At 42.4% G+C, this 15,935-nt stretch carries 12 protein-coding genes; 5 read left to right on the top strand and 7 right to left on the bottom strand.

The window, feature by feature from the left end; translation table 11 throughout:
- Nucleotides 1-235: 235 nt before the first annotated feature.
- Nucleotides 236-1,207, top strand: coding sequence for a 6-phosphofructokinase (gene pfkA, locus FVR03_RS21465; RefSeq protein WP_147923830.1), 972 nt, complete (start codon nt 236-238; stop codon nt 1,205-1,207).
- Nucleotides 1,208-2,034: 827 nt separating this feature from the next.
- Here pfkA and FVR03_RS21460 read toward each other — a convergent pair.
- The 4 genes from FVR03_RS21460 to FVR03_RS24585 all read right to left on the bottom strand — a co-directional run bounded on the left by FVR03_RS21460 (nt 2,035) and on the right by FVR03_RS24585 (nt 6,470).
- On the bottom strand, nt 2,035-2,988 hold the full coding sequence (locus FVR03_RS21460) for an ABC transporter permease (RefSeq protein WP_255474351.1): 954 nt from the start codon (nt 2,986-2,988) through the stop codon (nt 2,035-2,037).
- Nucleotides 2,989-3,113: 125 nt separating this feature from the next.
- Complete coding sequence (locus FVR03_RS21455; RefSeq protein WP_147923828.1) at nt 3,114-4,490, bottom strand: ABC transporter permease; 1,377 nt, start codon at nt 4,488-4,490, stop codon at nt 3,114-3,116.
- Between the two features lie 8 nt (nt 4,491-4,498).
- Nucleotides 4,499-6,034: an ABC transporter substrate-binding protein gene (locus tag FVR03_RS21450; protein WP_255474350.1), complete on the bottom strand. Its 1,536-nt coding sequence runs from the start codon at nt 6,032-6,034 to the stop codon at nt 4,499-4,501.
- 259 nt (nt 6,035-6,293) lie between these two features.
- A complete protein-coding gene (locus tag FVR03_RS24585; protein ID WP_187270252.1) occupies nt 6,294-6,470 on the bottom strand; it encodes a hypothetical protein in 177 nt (58 codons plus the stop codon).
- 326 nt (nt 6,471-6,796) lie between these two features.
- On the opposite strand from FVR03_RS24585, the gene FVR03_RS21445 reads away from it, so the two are divergent.
- Genes FVR03_RS21445 through FVR03_RS21435 form a run of 3 tightly spaced genes read left to right on the top strand, consistent with a single transcriptional unit; the run spans nt 6,797 to nt 11,174 of the window.
- Nucleotides 6,797-8,290 carry a hypothetical protein gene (locus tag FVR03_RS21445; protein ID WP_147923827.1) on the top strand — a complete coding sequence of 498 codons (1,494 nt, stop codon included), beginning with the start codon at nt 6,797-6,799 and terminating at the stop codon, nt 8,288-8,290.
- Nucleotides 8,291-8,310: 20 nt separating this feature from the next.
- Complete coding sequence (locus tag FVR03_RS21440; protein ID WP_147923826.1) at nt 8,311-9,831, top strand: hypothetical protein; 1,521 nt, start codon at nt 8,311-8,313, stop codon at nt 9,829-9,831.
- 17 nt (nt 9,832-9,848) lie between these two features.
- On the top strand, nt 9,849-11,174 hold the full coding sequence (locus tag FVR03_RS21435) for an MFS transporter (RefSeq protein ID WP_147923825.1): 1,326 nt from the start codon (nt 9,849-9,851) through the stop codon (nt 11,172-11,174).
- Nucleotides 11,175-11,611: 437 nt separating this feature from the next.
- Here FVR03_RS21435 and FVR03_RS21430 read toward each other — a convergent pair whose 3' ends face one another.
- Together FVR03_RS21430 and FVR03_RS21425 are read right to left on the bottom strand one after the other, a co-directional pair.
- Nucleotides 11,612-13,267 (bottom strand): amidohydrolase, encoded by a 1,656-nt coding sequence (locus tag FVR03_RS21430; protein ID WP_147923824.1) that lies wholly within the window; start codon nt 13,265-13,267, stop codon nt 11,612-11,614.
- A 4-nt stretch (nt 13,268-13,271) separates the two neighbouring features.
- Nucleotides 13,272-14,045: an AMP nucleosidase gene (locus FVR03_RS21425; protein WP_147923823.1), complete on the bottom strand. Its 774-nt coding sequence runs from the start codon at nt 14,043-14,045 to the stop codon at nt 13,272-13,274.
- Nucleotides 14,046-14,110: 65 nt separating this feature from the next.
- Between FVR03_RS21425 and FVR03_RS21420 the strand changes: the two genes are divergently transcribed.
- Nucleotides 14,111-14,566: a type I restriction enzyme HsdR N-terminal domain-containing protein gene (locus FVR03_RS21420; RefSeq protein WP_147923822.1), complete on the top strand. Its 456-nt coding sequence runs from the start codon at nt 14,111-14,113 to the stop codon at nt 14,564-14,566.
- Between the two features lie 434 nt (nt 14,567-15,000).
- On the opposite strand, the gene ald is transcribed toward FVR03_RS21420, so the two are convergent.
- Nucleotides 15,001-15,935, bottom strand: a 935-nt coding sequence (gene ald, locus FVR03_RS21415; RefSeq protein WP_147923821.1) for an alanine dehydrogenase, incomplete at its 5' end; no start/stop codon positions are given.

Below are 15,935 nucleotides of genomic sequence, written 5' to 3'. Positions count from 1 at the left end.
GTACGCTGGTGAAGGTAGTGGGCTGGTACGACAACGAGGCCGGTTACTCGCAGCGTGCCGCCGACCTGATCGTGCGCATTGGCTAATGCAGCCTTAAAATTAATGCCTACTAACAAGGCTTTTACTGAAGCTTGCTTGAATTTTACGTGTTTATAATTTGCCAATATTCCCAGGTAAACTATTAAAATTCAGGCAAGCTTAAACAGTAACTGGCCGTGTTAAAATATTTTTAAATATGAAAAGAATAGGAGTATATACATCTGGCGGAGATGCCCCTGGTATGAATGCCTGCGTTAGGGCTGCTGTTCGGGCTGCTGTTTATTACGGCCTGGAGGTTTACGGCATCAAGCGCGGCTACAACGGTATGATTAACGGGGAGATCTTTAAAATGGACTCATCTTCGGTCAGCAACATTATTCAGAAAGGCGGTACTATTTTAAAATCTGCCAGAAGCAAAGAGTTCATGACCAAAGAAGGGCGACAGCGAGCTTACGACCAGCTGCAGCAGTTTGGTATTGAAGGACTTGTTGCCATTGGAGGGAACGGTACCTTTACAGGAGCTAAGTTGTTCTACGAAGAGTTTGGTATACCGACTGTAGGAGCCCCCGGAACCATAGATAACGACCTTTACGGCACCGATTACACCATTGGTTACGACACTGCAGTTAACACTGCTCTGGAAGCTATTGATAAAATCAGAGACACTGCCGACAGCCATGAGCGGGTGTTCTTTGTAGAGGTAATGGGTCGCGACTCAGGTTATATTGCCATACCCTGCGCCATAGGCGGTGGTGCCGAAATAGCCATGATTCCGGAAGCCGTAACCACGGTAGAAAGCATCATAGATACGATTAGAGCAGGTTGGGGACGTTCTAAAACTTCTTCTATTATAATTATTGCAGAAGGTGAGATAGAAGGCGGAGCCATGAAAGTTGCCACAAAGGTAATGGAAGTACTCCCTGATATGGATGCGCGGGTAACGATACTGGGTCACGTACAGCGCGGTGGTCCTCCCACAGTATTCGACCGGATGCTGGCCAGCAGGCTGGGCATTGCCTGTGTGAAAGGTTTGATAGATGGTCAAAAAAACGTGATGGCAGGCACTATTAACTCGAGCCTGGTGTACACGCCTTTCGAGGAAACCATTACGAAAAAGAAAGAAATAAGCCAGGATCTTATTAAAGCAGTGGAAATGCTTTCTGTTTAAAATTCTTGAACCAATTAAAAACCATTAGCAGGTTGCCATGTCGTGCTTGAAAAGCTTTGGCTCAACAGGTGCCTCATTTGCAGCCTGACTCTATGGGGGCACCGTTCCATAGCTGTGTTCCTGATAAGACTGTAGAAATTATTTAAATGAAAAAAGCCTCCAGAAGGCTTTTTTGCATTTTAGCTTCAAGGGTAATTGAGGCAACTTGATTTAATTACTCATTTCAGATTATCTAAAAAAATAATACCCTGTAGTTTTTCTACAGGGTATTATAAACTATCCTAAAAACACCAACAATCTAAAGGTGTTGCTTTACTACCCGGGTTACGAGCAGGATTAAGCCTGCTTAATAAAGAAGCATCGGCATATGATTTAATGAACAGGACGTATCTGTTATCCCAACAAAATATTCTCCAACGAAAATTCCAGAACCGTTAGTGACCGCCTGCTCGCAAGCCATATAAGTTACTACAACACCATCAATGGTAGTATGGCCTATTGTCTCGTTTTCTAAGTTCCAATGCCTGGTTGAGTGGCTGGAATGGCAATTCAGGCTCTCGTGCCCGTGCGCATTTCTTAAGAGTAAGTTCTGATTCATAGGGGTGTGGTTAGGTACTTCTATAACACAAGTATACTGCATATAAGAATCCTAAACGAGGAATAAATTAGTGTAAAAGTAACACTAATACTAGGAGAAGAGGCAAGGTCAGAAATTAGATTATAGTTTTAACAATTGCACTAATACTATAAATAATTAACAAAATGATAGATATTTTATTTATTTATTATGAATATTGTAAAAAATAAATATATAAAAGTAACATTAATTACTTTTTTCTAGCCTGAATTATGGCCAAAATATAATAATTCGTAACCTGAAGCGCCATAACAGTAGCTAACAAGAAAGTACCGGGAAACGCCAATAACCACCATGCTGCTGCATTATGCCTGATGCCTGCAATGGTTCTGCCCCAGCTAGGAAGAGTATTTGGTATTCCAATACCTAGGAAAGAAAGTGTAGACTCAAATGTTAGCAGGCTTGCCAAGGCAAAAGTAAAAGAAATAAGGAGAGGGCCCAGCATGTTTGGTAGTGCGTGCCTGAAAACCATGGCACTTTGAGTTACTCCTATGCTTCGGGCAGATTCAAAGTAGGGGAGGTTTTTGATTTTTAGCATTTCTGCGCGTGCCAGGCGTGCAATTCCTGTCCAGTAGGTTAAGGCCAGAAGGATAGCCAGCATCGGCACGGTAGGAGGTAAAAAGGAAGCCAGCACCAAAATAAAAATGAGCCTTGGCACGCTGGTTAATGTTTCGATTATGCGTAATATGATTTGATCGACTGGCAAGGCAATTGGTTTATGAAACCAAGCAAACCTGACCCAAAGTAATCTGGCCAAACCCCATAGTACCACAAATACAAGTATAAGAGAAGCTACACTGTAATAGATAAGGCTGGTGTTGGAGGGAAGGAGGACTCTTGCCTTAATTGGTACATAAAGTCCTAAATAAACTAAGAAGACGGCAGCAATAACTGATACGATTACATGAACTCGCTTCGTTTTAAAACCACTATCGCCAAAAAAACCTGCCGTGGTACCTAGCACTAAACCAAGCAGGGCAGTGAAGCTGGCCACTGGAAAACTGATTAAAATAGCCGTGCGCGCTCCAAATAGGGTATTAGCAAAGACATCGCGGCCGAGTGCATCGGTACCGAACCAATTCGAGTTGCTGCCACCCATACAAGGCGCTGCGTACACCTTGTCGAGGTTAATATCGTTTGGCATGTAGCGCAAAGGAAGCCAGGGTAACAGTACAGCCAGTAAGGTGAAACCTGCCAGGTAACATAAGGCTACTCTAAAAGCAATTTTCTGCCTCCACAACTGTTTTATGTCGTTGTATAACGCCTGCATCAGGTTATCTGGCGAATTCGAGGGTCAGCCAGCCCATACAAAAGGTCCGAAATAAAATGAGACATTACTTTAAACAGAGCCACCACCAGCACAACACCAACCAAAACAGGGTAATCGCGAGCCAGCACCGACTCTATCAGCAGTCTGCCAACACCCGGAATTGCGAATATGGTTTCGATAACGACAACGCCTGCAACAAGTGTGGGTAAAAAATCGGAGAGGAGTGTAATAATAGGAAAGAGCGCGTTTCGGAGCATATGCTGCCTTATAATTTTACCTTCTGACAAACCTTTTGCTTTCGCAGTTCTTATATAATCTGCCTCCGAAACATCGGCCAGCGAACTGTAAAATTGATTCGTGACGTAGGGTAGATTTACCAATACCAGGCAAATAATTGGTAATACCATAAAAGGGAGCATATTGAGAGCGTTCTGCAGCCAGGTTTGCCCAGTCGGGATGTAGGTACCCATACCATACACCGGGAATAATTGCAGAAAATCAGGACTTGCAAAAAGAATCAGCAGGAGCAATGCCAATATGAACAGCGGTATTCTATCAGTAAAAAAAAGAAATGGTAATATAGCTCTGCGCCATTTTGCGCCGCGTTTTCTAACAAATAAAATGCTGAGTTCCACGGCAAGCAGGGTTGTAAGGGTCATGCTTAGTAGTAGAATCCACCAGGTGGTACTTATGGCCTGCCCAATATGGCCTGTAACAGCTCCACTATCGCGGTACGAATTTCCCAGATTACCTTGTACAGCTTCTGTTAGCCATTGGTGGTATTGGTTTTGACTGCCATGCCACCTGATCTGCGGGAGTAATGCATTGTAAGGTTGCTGCTTGGTTATGAGCTTTCTTGTGGCCTGCTCCAACTCTACACTCCCGTGCTGCCCGTTCAGGATTTTCCGAAGTCTTTGCGAAGCTGGCAGTAGTACATCCGGGTCTACAGAGCGGTGCAGTGACTGTAAGTGGGCCAGCAGTTTGGGTTCCTGAAGTTGTGTCAGGTTCTGATGTAGCGCTTTGTAGGCTGTAAAGAATTTAACAACATCTGGCCAGCTTCCGAATTGCCAGGCTAGTTTCTGTAGTAAAAGTCTGTCAGCTTCAGGATAGATAGTATGCAGCGTGTCTGGTTCCACACTTGTGCCAATAGTGAAGTAAAAAGTTGGCTTGTCGAGGCCTGTTCTGCGCAGATAGGCTCGGTACGCAAGTTCCCTGCTGCTGCTGGAACTCCCGGTATAAAACGTATCGTTGGCCAACAGAATATTCTCTGACCCAGAACTACCCGGCAACAACCTGCTCAGCAGAAAAACCAGCGTTGCGATAAGCCAAAGTGCAACTAACCCATGAAACAGACGCTTGAACAATAACGCTACCATAACGCAATTTAATCTTTTAGAGTAAATGCGCTCACATCGTAGTTAGGTTTAAGCCCTGAAATTTTGGTATTGGCAAAACGTTTATGAACAGCAATGCGCTCTTTCAGGTAATAAAGCGGAATAATGGCTGCTTCTTCGTGGAGGATGCGTTGTAGTTCTTTTAGCAAACGAGCCTTTTCTCTTTCAGTTTGGGCTGCGTTAATAGCATCGAGCAGAGCATCGGTTTCGGGGGTGCCAAAGCCTGTAATATTGCTGCCTCCCTGAGCTGAAAAGCTCGTATGGAAAAAAGGCTTGAAGTTAAAGATGAAAGGGTTTCCGCTGAGGGAGCGAAAAGTCATTTCGAACTCATGATTTTGCGACTTTTGCTTAGAAAGACTACTTTCTAAGGCTTGCACAACAACCGGTATGTCTAGTTTGGCAGCATGTTGCTGAAAAATAAGCGATGAATTTTCGAAAACTGTATTTCCTGCCCTGTAATTGACTTCCAGTGTAAGTCTTTCTTTTTTCCCTTCAACTGTTTTATACCAGCCATTGTCTTCATGCCTCCAGCCTCCTTCTTTTAAAAGATTTTCGGCTTTAGCCTGGCTGTACGGGTAGGGGGTAAGGCCTGCGTTGTAAAACGGCTCTGCTGCAGGAGGTACAGGCCCAACGGTGCGGGTGCCATAATTGGTGAGGGTAACTTTTATCAAACTTTCAACATCCAGCAAATGAGCCAGCGCCAGCCTGGTGTATCTGTTGTTAAGTTTAGGGTGGCGTGTGTTTAGTGCTACATAGTTAAACTCATAACTATCAGGTGCTGCAAGGGCATAATCTTGCGTAAAAGCAGCGTCTTTTTTCAGTAAGTCAAAATCAGCGGCAGGTATATTGCTCAATACATCCAATTGCTTGTTTTTTAGGGCAAGCAAGGCTGTAGTATTGTCTGGTATTATCTGGAAATTAATCTGCTCCGGAAAAGCTGTCAGATAGGTTGTGGCAGCAGCTGCATGCGCTCCCCACCAGTTCTCTTTACGCTTTAAAACAACATACTGCCCGGTTGTCCAGTTCTCGAGTTCATACCCGGCGCTGCCTTTCAATACATCTTTGTCGCGGGCAAACTTTACGTTGTTGAACTGCCCGGCAAATGCTATTAAGTTTTTGTTGTTTTCAAGTTCTGGCGCAGCCTCTACAAGTTCCTGTATCGAAAAATGTTTCAATAGCCGGTCAGGATCGAAGAGGTACTCTGGCAGGATAAAGAAATCGCCTGTCAGGAGCTCCATTTCAGGAGAGAAGCTCCTACAAACTAGCGTAAATCTTTTTGGATCTGTTTTATCGTGAATAAAGTCCCGGACAAACTCTATTTGCGATTTTATTTGTTCATTATTCACTAAGGGAGCCATCATGACTTTCAATGTAAAAGCAACATCAGTTGCTGTTACCGGACTGCCATCTGCCCATTCTGCTTCTTCCCTTATTTTGTAATTGAACAGTGTAGTAGTGTCACCCTGTTCAATTACCGGTAATTCTTCGGCTAATAATGGTTTTAGCCCATTGTCTTCTAAGTCCACTGTCAGAAGGCTCTGAAAAAGCAGATTGATGATTTGAAGAGCACTGCTATTCTGGTAATTAATCGGATTTAAGTTTTCCGGATCATTAAACAGGCGCACCCTTACCTCATCTGGCTGCCTTTGCGGCTGACTACAGAAGCTTAGTAAAAGAAAAAGAAAACAAACCAGAGTAGCTGTTTTTTTCATTAGTTGCCTTTACTTGTTTATAAACGAAAGGCAATATAGAGAAAAAGCTACTTAATAGGTATGTTAATATGTATTATCCGTTATCTCCCCATGTGCCTGATCCACCATCGCGGTTGGTAGTAGGAACTGACATCATATTAACCTCAGTTTTCTGAATCTGATTACTCTTAACAGGGGAAGCTGGATTTTGTGATGTTGGGTTACCAAACAGGATGCCTAATTGCAGTAATAAGTAAACGATGATTTCCATTTTATTTGGCTTTTTTAGTAGTTGATTGTTGTAACAAATTTACGGCTAAATATGCTGTTATAAAGGAAAGTTTGCTATAAAAAGTAACATAGGTTAATTTTGTATTATATATGAAAGATATTATGACGACATTTATAAAGTTAAATAATCAAAACATATTTTTGTTTAATAACATTAAAAAGTAACTTAGAGAGGTGAAATATTATTTTCAAAGTTAGTTTTATGAGAGTTCATAAAAAAAGAATAACATTACAATAAAGTAACATGGTATTATTGCAGAAAAAATATAATTTTAATATTTAATCGAATGAAACTTTATTTAAATAATGCAGGAGCTTAGAAAACTACTTGATATTGCTTCTTACTGTGAACAAGGTTCATTTAATCTTCATGATCACCAAAATGAGCACAGCAAAGAAAGTCAACTTATTGTTGGAGTACGTTCAGGTAAATATACTTCTGATTCTGAAGCGGTATTTGATTTATATTCTACATCCGATACAAACGATGTAAGATATAAAATGCTAAAACATAGGTTGAAAAAAAAGTTATTTAAAATTCTTTTTCTATTTGACTTCTCTAAAACTAAACTTAGAAGCTATATTATTTATGAGCAAGAGTGTTTGCAATACATTTATCAGGCTGGAGTGTTAATTCGACAAACTGAATACGATATATCAAATAAGCTACTGAACAAAGCTAGTGCGATCTCAAAAAAATATGACTTCACAAAATTAACAGTTTCTGTTCTAGATTCTAAACTAGCAATTGAAGTAGAAGAGGGTAATTTAACAAATTATTTGAAGATAAAAGAAGAATTTGACTTTTATAATAATAAACTATCTTATGAAACGGAAGCTAAAAGTTTATATCAAAAATTTAAGTTAAATATAAATAAATCAGTTAATACTCGAAAAAACTTTCTGCCCCAAATACCTACTCTCCTTAGACGACTTGAAGAGTTATGGGCACATGCAAGGACATTCGAAACTTTTGAATACTACTATAGAATCACTATTTGGTACAATGAATTAATTGGTGATTTTGAGAAGATTATCGAATTTACAAAGCAAGTGGAGGTTTGGTTACAAGAAGGACTTATAAATGAATATAGAAATGAACCTCAGTTCCAAAAATTTATCCTGGTTTATGCCCATTTAAGAGCTAAAATTTATGATACAGGTTTAAGCTATGCTATAGAATACAAAGAAAGTTTTGATCCTAATTTTCCTAACTGGTTTTCTTTTATGGAAAACTACCTGTTGCTAGCTGCGCACGCAAGAAAGTATGAACTCGCTCAACAAATTATTATAGAAGTACATCAAAACCGTGCGGTTCAAAAGATTACAAAAAATGCTCGGGAGCGATGGGCATTATATAAATCATATCTTACATTTCTAAATCATAATTCAATTAATTATAGTGCCTTTAATTTTCAATCTTTCGCTTCTACTGTACCAGAGTATAGTAAAGATAAACAAGGATTTAATGTTGCTATTATAATACTTCAGTTCATGTATTTTTTACAAAAAGGAGATAGTGAGGCTTTAATGTACCGGATTGAAAGTCTCAAAAAATATATTTTGGCTCATTTAAAAGATTCGTTCAGCAGTAGAAGCAAAACTTTTTTAAAATTGCTTATTCTAACGGTAGTAGAAAATTTTGATGCAGAAGAATGTTTATACAAAGGAGAAAAGTATTATCAGAAACTGTTAGAAACATCACCTCCTGGAGACGCTTATGCTGAAATTGAGATTATACCATATGAGCATTTATGGGAACATGTAATCGAAATTTTAAAAAATAAACGGATACAGTAAGTTCCAAAGCGACTGTTGACATGGTTGAGTTAATCAGATTGATAAAAATATTAGAAAAAAGGGCAAAAAAAGCAACATACAACAAGTGTAATTATGCGGACAATAGCTTGGAAGCTAAACTATACTTACTAGTTAAAGATGGTCATGTAAAAACTGATTTTGAAGCAATACAAGCATTATATGGTAATGAGGCAAATGCCAAAGGTTACAAAATGTTAAAATCGAGGCTGATAAAAAAGCTTTTCAATAATTTAGATAATGTAGACTTAAACGATAAGGAGTTATTGCCTTATGCACATGCCGAACAGCAATGTTATCTAAAATTAAATAGGGTTTTAACACTCATACGTTTAGCAGAACACCAACTTGCTCATAAGTTTGTGCAGCAGGCTATAGGCCTTGCTGTGAAATTAGACAATACAGCATTGATACTCAGAAGTTATGAATATGCTTATAACACAGCAGGACTTATGAGAGATGAATTGCTTTTTAAGCAATATGAGCAAAAAATAAAGCACTATAAATTAGTCTCTGATGTAGAGTTTGAAATAGACTTAACTTTTCAGAGAACGAAACTCTTATTATTAAATTCTGGTTTTTCTCGTGCTGAAATTATTAGAGAACTGCCAGAAATGATGCAGCAGATGCACCAAAAATGGAAAGAGACAGGATCGGCTAAAATTTTTAGATACTGGCAATATATCTTTAATTTCTACCACGAAACCGCAGGGAACTTTGCAGAGGTTATAAGTAATGCCGATGAAGTGGAAATGATGGTTAAAAACAAGCAGGTTTCGGAGTTAAATGTCGATCTGCGGTATTATAAGTTTGTTAAACTATACGCACTGCACCAACTTCAGAAGTATCAGGAGGGTTTGGCGTTTGCCAAGACAATAGAGACTTCTTTTATTTACGGCTCAACGTCCTGGGCATCGTACCTAGAAAATTACTTTCTGCTAGCCATGCACAGTCGATCTTATAAATTGGCAGGTAAACTAATACAAATGTTTCTTGAGTCTGAAGCAACAGAAATCTTAAGCCAGATGATGAAAGAGCGCTGGGCACTTAATATTAAATTCTATAATCTGGTTGCCCCTGTTTACGATGCTGATCTTTTGCCAATTCAGGAAGGTAAAGTAGATTCCTTTAAGTTGTCAAGTATAGATAAAGTTGGTTTTAATGTAGCTCTTATTGTTCTTGAATTTTTTAAAATAGTAGAGCAGGAAGGACCAATAGCCACCGCGTCACATATTGACAGGATAAGAAAGTATAGTGGAAAGCATTTAATTGCAATTGAAGCAGAGCGGCCAAGGATCTTCATGAAATTACTTTTACTAGTTCTGCGCGAGAATTTTAGCTATACTGAATGTAAGGTTAAAAGCAGATATCTGTTTCAAAAGCTGAAAAATGCGGTTAAACAGCCCCAAACTTTTTCAGAAGCTGAAATTGTGCCTTATGAGCAATTATGGGAGCTTCTTCTATTAAAATTACAGCAGTGGCACTTAAACTCTCAAGATCCTGTCTCTCTAACTGAATCCTGATTTTAGTAAATTCCCGCATGCAAAAGAACGATAAAACCATAACAAGGGCCTGGTGCTTTTACGATTGGGCAAACTCTGTTTATTCGCTTGTTATAACATCCACTATATTCCCGATTTATTACAGCGCCGTGGCCAAAAATCCGGATGGGACTTCTATCGTGTCTTTCTTTGGGTTTAGCGTGCAGAGTTCAGTACTTTTTTCGTATGCTGTGTCGGCTGCCTTTCTGATTATTGCGCTGCTGAGTCCTTTCCTGACGGCCATAGCTGACTATAGCGGCCGGAAAAAACTGTTTATGCAGCTGTTCTGCTACCTGGGCTCTCTCTCATGTGCAGCACTTTTCTTTTTCACGAAAGAAACCTTTACCATCTCAGTCATACTTTTTGTGTTGGCCTCTATCGGGTTTAGCGGCAGTATTGTGTTCTATAATGCCTACCTCCCCGAAATTGCCACCGAAGACCAGTACGATAAATTAAGCGCACGCGGCTTTGCCATGGGCTACATTGGCAGTGTACTCCTGCTCATCTTTAACCTGGCCATGATTCTGCAGCCCGGGCTTTTCTCCATTTCACCTGAAAACACCAGCCTGCCACCGCGCATCGCCTTCCTCACTACCGGCCTCTGGTGGTTTGGGTTTGCCCAGTATACGTTTTACCATTTACCCGGCAATGTGTACCAGCGAAAGCCACAGGGGAGTTGGATTTTAAACGGGTTTAAGGAGCTGCAAAAGGTGCTGCAACAAGTTAGGCAACTGCCCATGCTAAAGCGTTTTCTGCTGGCTTACTTTTTCTATAACATGGGGGTACAAACGGTCATGTATGTCGCCACTATATTCGGTATCGAAATATTGCATCTGCCCGACGATGCCCTCATCCTAACCATCCTGATCATTCAGTTAGTAGCTATTGCAGGAGCTTATGGCTTTGCTTTTTTATCAGGAAAGTTTGGTAATATACGTGCACTAATAATAGCGGTAGTTATTTGGATAGGCATTTGTGTAGGAGCCTATTTTATTCAGGGAGCAACCGAGTTTTATGTGCTGGCAGCAGTGGTAGGCTCTGTTATGGGTGGTATTCAGTCCCTTTCCCGCTCCACCTATACCAAGTTTATTCCGGCAACAACCACAGATCATGCTTCCTTTTTCAGCTTTTTCGATGTTACCGAAAAAATATCGATTGTGTTAGGAACACTGGCCTATGGGGTAATTGCACAGGTAACAGGTTCCATGCGAAACAGCGTACTCGCCTTAGGTATCTTCTTTTTGATAGGGCTTTTCTTCCTGTTTTTTGTAAAAGGAAAAAGAGTAGCCGCACCCGCCCCACCTAAAGCCGCAGCAGCACAATAGCTGTTAACCCTTGACCAAAAATCTGCAAAAAGCCTTTTGGAGACCCTTTTCATTTAAATAATTTCAGTTTTGTACGTTGCAGAAAGTCAGCACTTACAAACGATGACGACTTTCGGGAAAAGTTATTTACATTGTCTATTTAAACAGGAGTATAGTAAAATCTTGTGTCCTGTAACAGATGGAGGTACAAGTCCCGATTCCGATAAGTTAGGCCGAAGTCTATAATAGCTGGCTGTATAGACTTCAATTATTTAAATGAAAAGGGCCTCCAAAAGAAAAACTCCATAAATACTGCCAAGGGTATGGTAAGATAAGTTAATAGGCCGAAGTTGTACGACACTATATAATGGTCTTGCAATTTTTTCTAGTTGACAGATAGCGGAATCCTATTCAGGGCATTGTGAAGCTGTAAAAAACCAGCTGCTTTGTACCAGGCACTACTCCTGAGCCTGGTACACACGTTTCCCATTTACGTAAGTGACCGTCACTTTTAAGTCTCGCATTTGGGCAGGTTCAACGGTCATCAAGTCCCTATCAGTTATAACAAAGTCTGCAAATTTACCGGGTTCTATACTGCCTTTTTCCTTTTCCTCGAAATTCGCCTTGGCTGCCCACAAGGTCATGCCGCGAAGTGCTTCCTCTCGCGTAAGGGCATTGTTCATCTGGAAACCGCCTGCAGGAAATTGTTTGGCATCCTGTCGGGCTACAGCAGCATGGAAACCAAAAACCGGGTTAATGTCTTCTACCGGGAAATCGCTGCCTAAGGCCAGGTAGCCATTTTGCTGCAGCAGCTCTTTATAAGAGTATGCATGCTGTAGGCGCTCCGGGCCAAGTCTCTCTCCGGCCCAATACATATCGGAGGTGGCATGAGTAGGTTGCACCGAAGGTACTATGCTAAAGGAACCGAACTTGGCGAGGTCTGCCGGGCTAACTACCTGGGCATGTTCTATGCGCCAGCGCTTGTCGTTTTTGCCTCCCAGCAGGCTACCGTAAATATCGAGTAGCAAACGGTTTGCCGAGTCGCCAATAGCATGCGTGTTCATCTGGAAACCGTGCCGGTACAGCAATGCTGCCATATCTCTAAACTCCTGCTCCGACGACAGCAGAAACCCATAGTGCCCCGGCCGATCGTGATAAGGATGCAATAAACTGGCCCCCCTTGAGCCCAAGGCACCATCAGAATAAATTTTAAATGACCTGACGTTCAGTTTGTCGGTTTTATAAATTCCATTTTTGAAATAATGATCCTGGTTCTCTTTCGAAGGATTCAGCATGGCATAAATTCTTATCTGGAGCTCCTCCTGCTGGTGCATGGCATCTATCAGATCCACGGTCTCTTTGTCAAGGCCGGCATCTGCGAGCGAGGTAAGCCCAACGGCAAAGCAATTCTTCTGGGCCTGAAGCAGTGCCTGTCGTTGCTCTTCCTTGTCTGGCGCTGGTATTTTGTTCGTTACAAGGGTTACTGCATTGTCGATCAGGATGCCGGTAAGCCGGCCGTTTTTTACTTCTATTAAGCCTCCTACTAATTTATCGCCTGGTTTAATGCCCGCTAGGTCCATTGCCTTCTGGTTCGCTAAGGCCGCGTGCCCGTCTATGCGCGTCAAAATCAGGGGCGTATCCGGAAAAAGTAGGTCTAAAGTGTCTTTCGTAGGAAACTCTTTTACAGCCCAATCGTTCTGGTCCCAGCCCTGGCCGGTAACCCAGTCGGCTTCAGAAAATCGCTGCCGATGGGCTACCACCTGCTGCACCACTTCTCTAAAGGAGGTAGTGCCAACCAGATCGGCCGACTGCAACGAAAGCCCATAGCGGTAAAAATGTGAATGCGCATCTATAAATCCAGGGTAAACCGACTCGCCTTCAGCATCCAGTTCTTCAGAAGCCTGGTACTTATTCCGGATGTCTGCTGTTGTGCCCACGGCCACAATTTTACCGTCTTTAACTGCAAAAGCTTCTGCTTTTCCGAACTGCTCGTTTACCGTGTAAATGTTGCCATTGTAAACTATAAGATCAGCTGCGTGCTTCCTGGTGCAGGAGCTAAAAAGGAAACCGCTGCACAGGGCAGCGGCTAAAAGAGTACGTATTATGTTCTTCATCAACTTATTCAAAGCGCATGTGTTTCACAGATTCTCCTGAGTTAATGAGCTCTGTTAGCGAGTCGATGCCAATGGTGAGATGCTTCTCTACATAATTGGCGGTTACCGCCAGGTCGCTGGCCGATGTTTTTACACCTTCTGGTGTCATGGGCATATCCGAAATAAGCAGGAGGGCACCATGCGGAATTTTATTGATGAAGCCTACCGTGAAAATGGTAGCTGTTTCCATATCAACACCCATGGCTCTAATTTGCTTGAGGTACTCTTTAAAGGCTTCGTCATGCTCCCACACGCGGCGGTTGGTGGTGTATACGGTGCCGGTCCAGTAATCCATTTCGTGCTTCTTAATCATAGAAGAAACAGCACGCTGCAGTCTGAACGACGGCAAAGCCGGAATTTCGGATGGCATGTAATCGTCGGAAGTACCATCGCCACGAATGGCAGCAATAGGTAGAATAAGGTCGCCGATCTGGGTCTTCTTTTTTAGGCCACCACATTTCCCGAGAAAGAGAGCTGCTTTAGGCGCAATGGCAGACAGCAGGTCCATTACGGTTGCGGCCATTGGGCTGCCCATGCCGAAGTTAATGATCGTGATGTTATTGGCCGTTGCTGTTTGCATAGGTTTATCGAGGCCGCGCACCTCCACATTAAACCTGTCCGCAAACATCCTGACATAGTTACTGAAGTTTGTCAGCAGAATGTATTCGCCAAATTCATCTAGGGGCACGCCTGTATAGCGGGGTAACCAATCGCTTACGATCTCTTCTTTGGTTTTCATATTGTTCTAATTTATAATGAAGTGCCCGGTACTAGGGCAGCGGGTAAAAAAAACTAACTTGCATAATGGAACGATTGAATTTGCCACCGTTTGCCTGCAAAATTAAACAATCTGGCGCTAATTCTCTGATTTTTGACGAACTCCGGCGCAAATACGTGCTCCTGACGCCGGAGGAGTGGGTACGGCAGCATTTTATACATTACCTGCTCCTGGAGCTTCATTACCCGAAGGGCCTGGTGAGCGTGGAGCGTGGTACCACCTATAACCAGCTTCACAAACGCACCGATATCTGTATTTTTAACCACAGCGGCAAGCCAGAACTGCTGGTAGAGTGTAAGGCAGCGCATGTTCCTATTACGCAGCAAGTTGTAAAGCAGGTCTCGACCTACAACCAGGTGGTGCAGGCACGGCTCCTTGTTATTACCAATGGTTTACAACATTACTGCTGGCAAGTAGATTTTGAAGCCCGAAGCTTTTTGCCGTTGCAGGAGATTCCGGCATATAGGAAGGAGGAACTATAAATAATTACTCAGAAGACATACCGGACTAGCTCACCCCTTGGCAAAAAAACAGCCAAAAGCTTTTGGAAGGCCATTTTCATTAGAATAATTGCTAATTGTTGAATTGCTGAATGATTAATTGGTTGAAATTTTGAGTGAGAGGATGAGTGCATCAAAAATCAACTCTTAACTAACCAGGTAAAGTTGTTACAACTAATTACAAACAGATGAAAAATGCTTCTATCGCTACCTATGAAAGCAGGTTTCCTGACACTTCTAATTTTGAATTTGGAGTATTGGTCTAGGCGAGTTGAAAACCCGCCATCATGAAAGACCACCAATTACGGCTGGGCCTAAACCCGCTGTATGGATTTACTCAACCACTCATCAAAGATTAAAAAAGCGACTTGCCACCGAAGTAACAAGCCGCCTGATCAACGTAATCTAAAAAGCACCTACAGCACCGTCTCTACCGGAACATACTCCAGGTCAAACGCTTCGGCTACTCCTTTAAATACTATTTTACCGTCTACTACATTCAGGCCGGTTTTTAGTTCCAGGTTGTCTGTGCAAGCCTTTTTCCAGCCTTTGTTGGCTAATTCTATGGCATAAGGCAGGGTAGCATTTGTAAGGGCGAGGGTAGAGGTGTAAGGTACTGCTCCTGGCATGTTGGCGACACAGTAATGCACTACATCGTCAATAATATAGGTTGGGTCCTCGTGTGTGGTCGGTTTGCAGGTTTCGATACAACCACCCTGGTCTACGGCTACGTCTACCACCACAGTGCCTGGGCGCATCAGTTTCAGCATGTCGCGCGTAATCAGGTGAGGGGCTTTGGCTCCCGGTATCAAAACCGCTCCAATAATAAGATCATGCGTTGGCAGTAACTCGCGTATGTTGTATTTGTTCGACATGAAGGTGTCTACATTGGCTGGCATCACATCGTCGAGGTAGCGGAGGCGTTGCAGGTTGGTATCCATAATGGTAACATCGGCTCCCATACCAGCCGCTATTTTGGCTGCGTTTGTTCCTACTACACCACCACCCAGTATCATCACTTTGGCAGGGCGCACACCAGGCACGCCACCAAGCAAAATGCCACGGCCTTTCAGGGGCTTCTCAAGGTATTTAGCACCTTCCTGAATCGCCATTCTGCCTGCAACTTCCGACATAGGCACCAGCAGAGGCAGGCTTCTGTCGGCTTTGGTAACAGTTTCGTAAGCCAGGCACACCGCTTTTCGCTCCAGCATGGCATGGGTAAGGGGCTCATAAGAGGCAAAGTGGAAATAGGTAAACAGCAACTGGCCTTCCTTAATCAAGCTGTACTCTGGCTCAATTGGCTCTTTTACTTTAATAATCATATCGGCAATGCCATATACTTCTTCAATAG

This window comes from Pontibacter qinzhouensis, from assembly GCF_008017455.1.
GTDB classification, from domain to species: domain Bacteria; phylum Bacteroidota; class Bacteroidia; order Cytophagales; family Hymenobacteraceae; genus Pontibacter; species Pontibacter qinzhouensis.
The sequence above is the reverse complement of the archived record's forward strand: the minus strand, read 5'-3'. Positions and strand labels throughout refer to the sequence as shown.

Excerpts from the sequence above, each read along its gene's own strand:
- FVR03_RS24585 (WP_187270252.1), bottom strand. The coding sequence starts at position 6,470 with ATGGAAATCATCGTTTACTTATTACTGCAATTAGGCATCCTGTTTGGT.
- pfkA (WP_147923830.1), top strand. The coding sequence starts at position 236 with ATGAAAAGAATAGGAGTATATACATCTGGCGGAGATGCCCCTGGTATG.
- FVR03_RS21425 (WP_147923823.1), bottom strand. The coding sequence starts at position 14,045 with ATGAAAACCAAAGAAGAGATCGTAAGCGATTGGTTACCCCGCTATACA.
- FVR03_RS21455 (WP_147923828.1), bottom strand. The coding sequence starts at position 4,490 with ATGGTAGCGTTATTGTTCAAGCGTCTGTTTCATGGGTTAGTTGCACTT.
- FVR03_RS21435 (WP_147923825.1), top strand. The coding sequence starts at position 9,849 with ATGCAAAAGAACGATAAAACCATAACAAGGGCCTGGTGCTTTTACGAT.
- FVR03_RS21440 (WP_147923826.1), top strand. The coding sequence starts at position 8,311 with ATGGTTGAGTTAATCAGATTGATAAAAATATTAGAAAAAAGGGCAAAA.
- FVR03_RS21445 (WP_147923827.1), top strand. The coding sequence starts at position 6,797 with ATGCAGGAGCTTAGAAAACTACTTGATATTGCTTCTTACTGTGAACAA.
- FVR03_RS21460 (WP_255474351.1), bottom strand. The coding sequence starts at position 2,988 with ATGCCAAACGATATTAACCTCGACAAGGTGTACGCAGCGCCTTGTATG.
- FVR03_RS21430 (WP_147923824.1), bottom strand. The coding sequence starts at position 13,267 with ATGAAGAACATAATACGTACTCTTTTAGCCGCTGCCCTGTGCAGCGGT.
- FVR03_RS21420 (WP_147923822.1), top strand. The coding sequence starts at position 14,111 with ATGGAACGATTGAATTTGCCACCGTTTGCCTGCAAAATTAAACAATCT.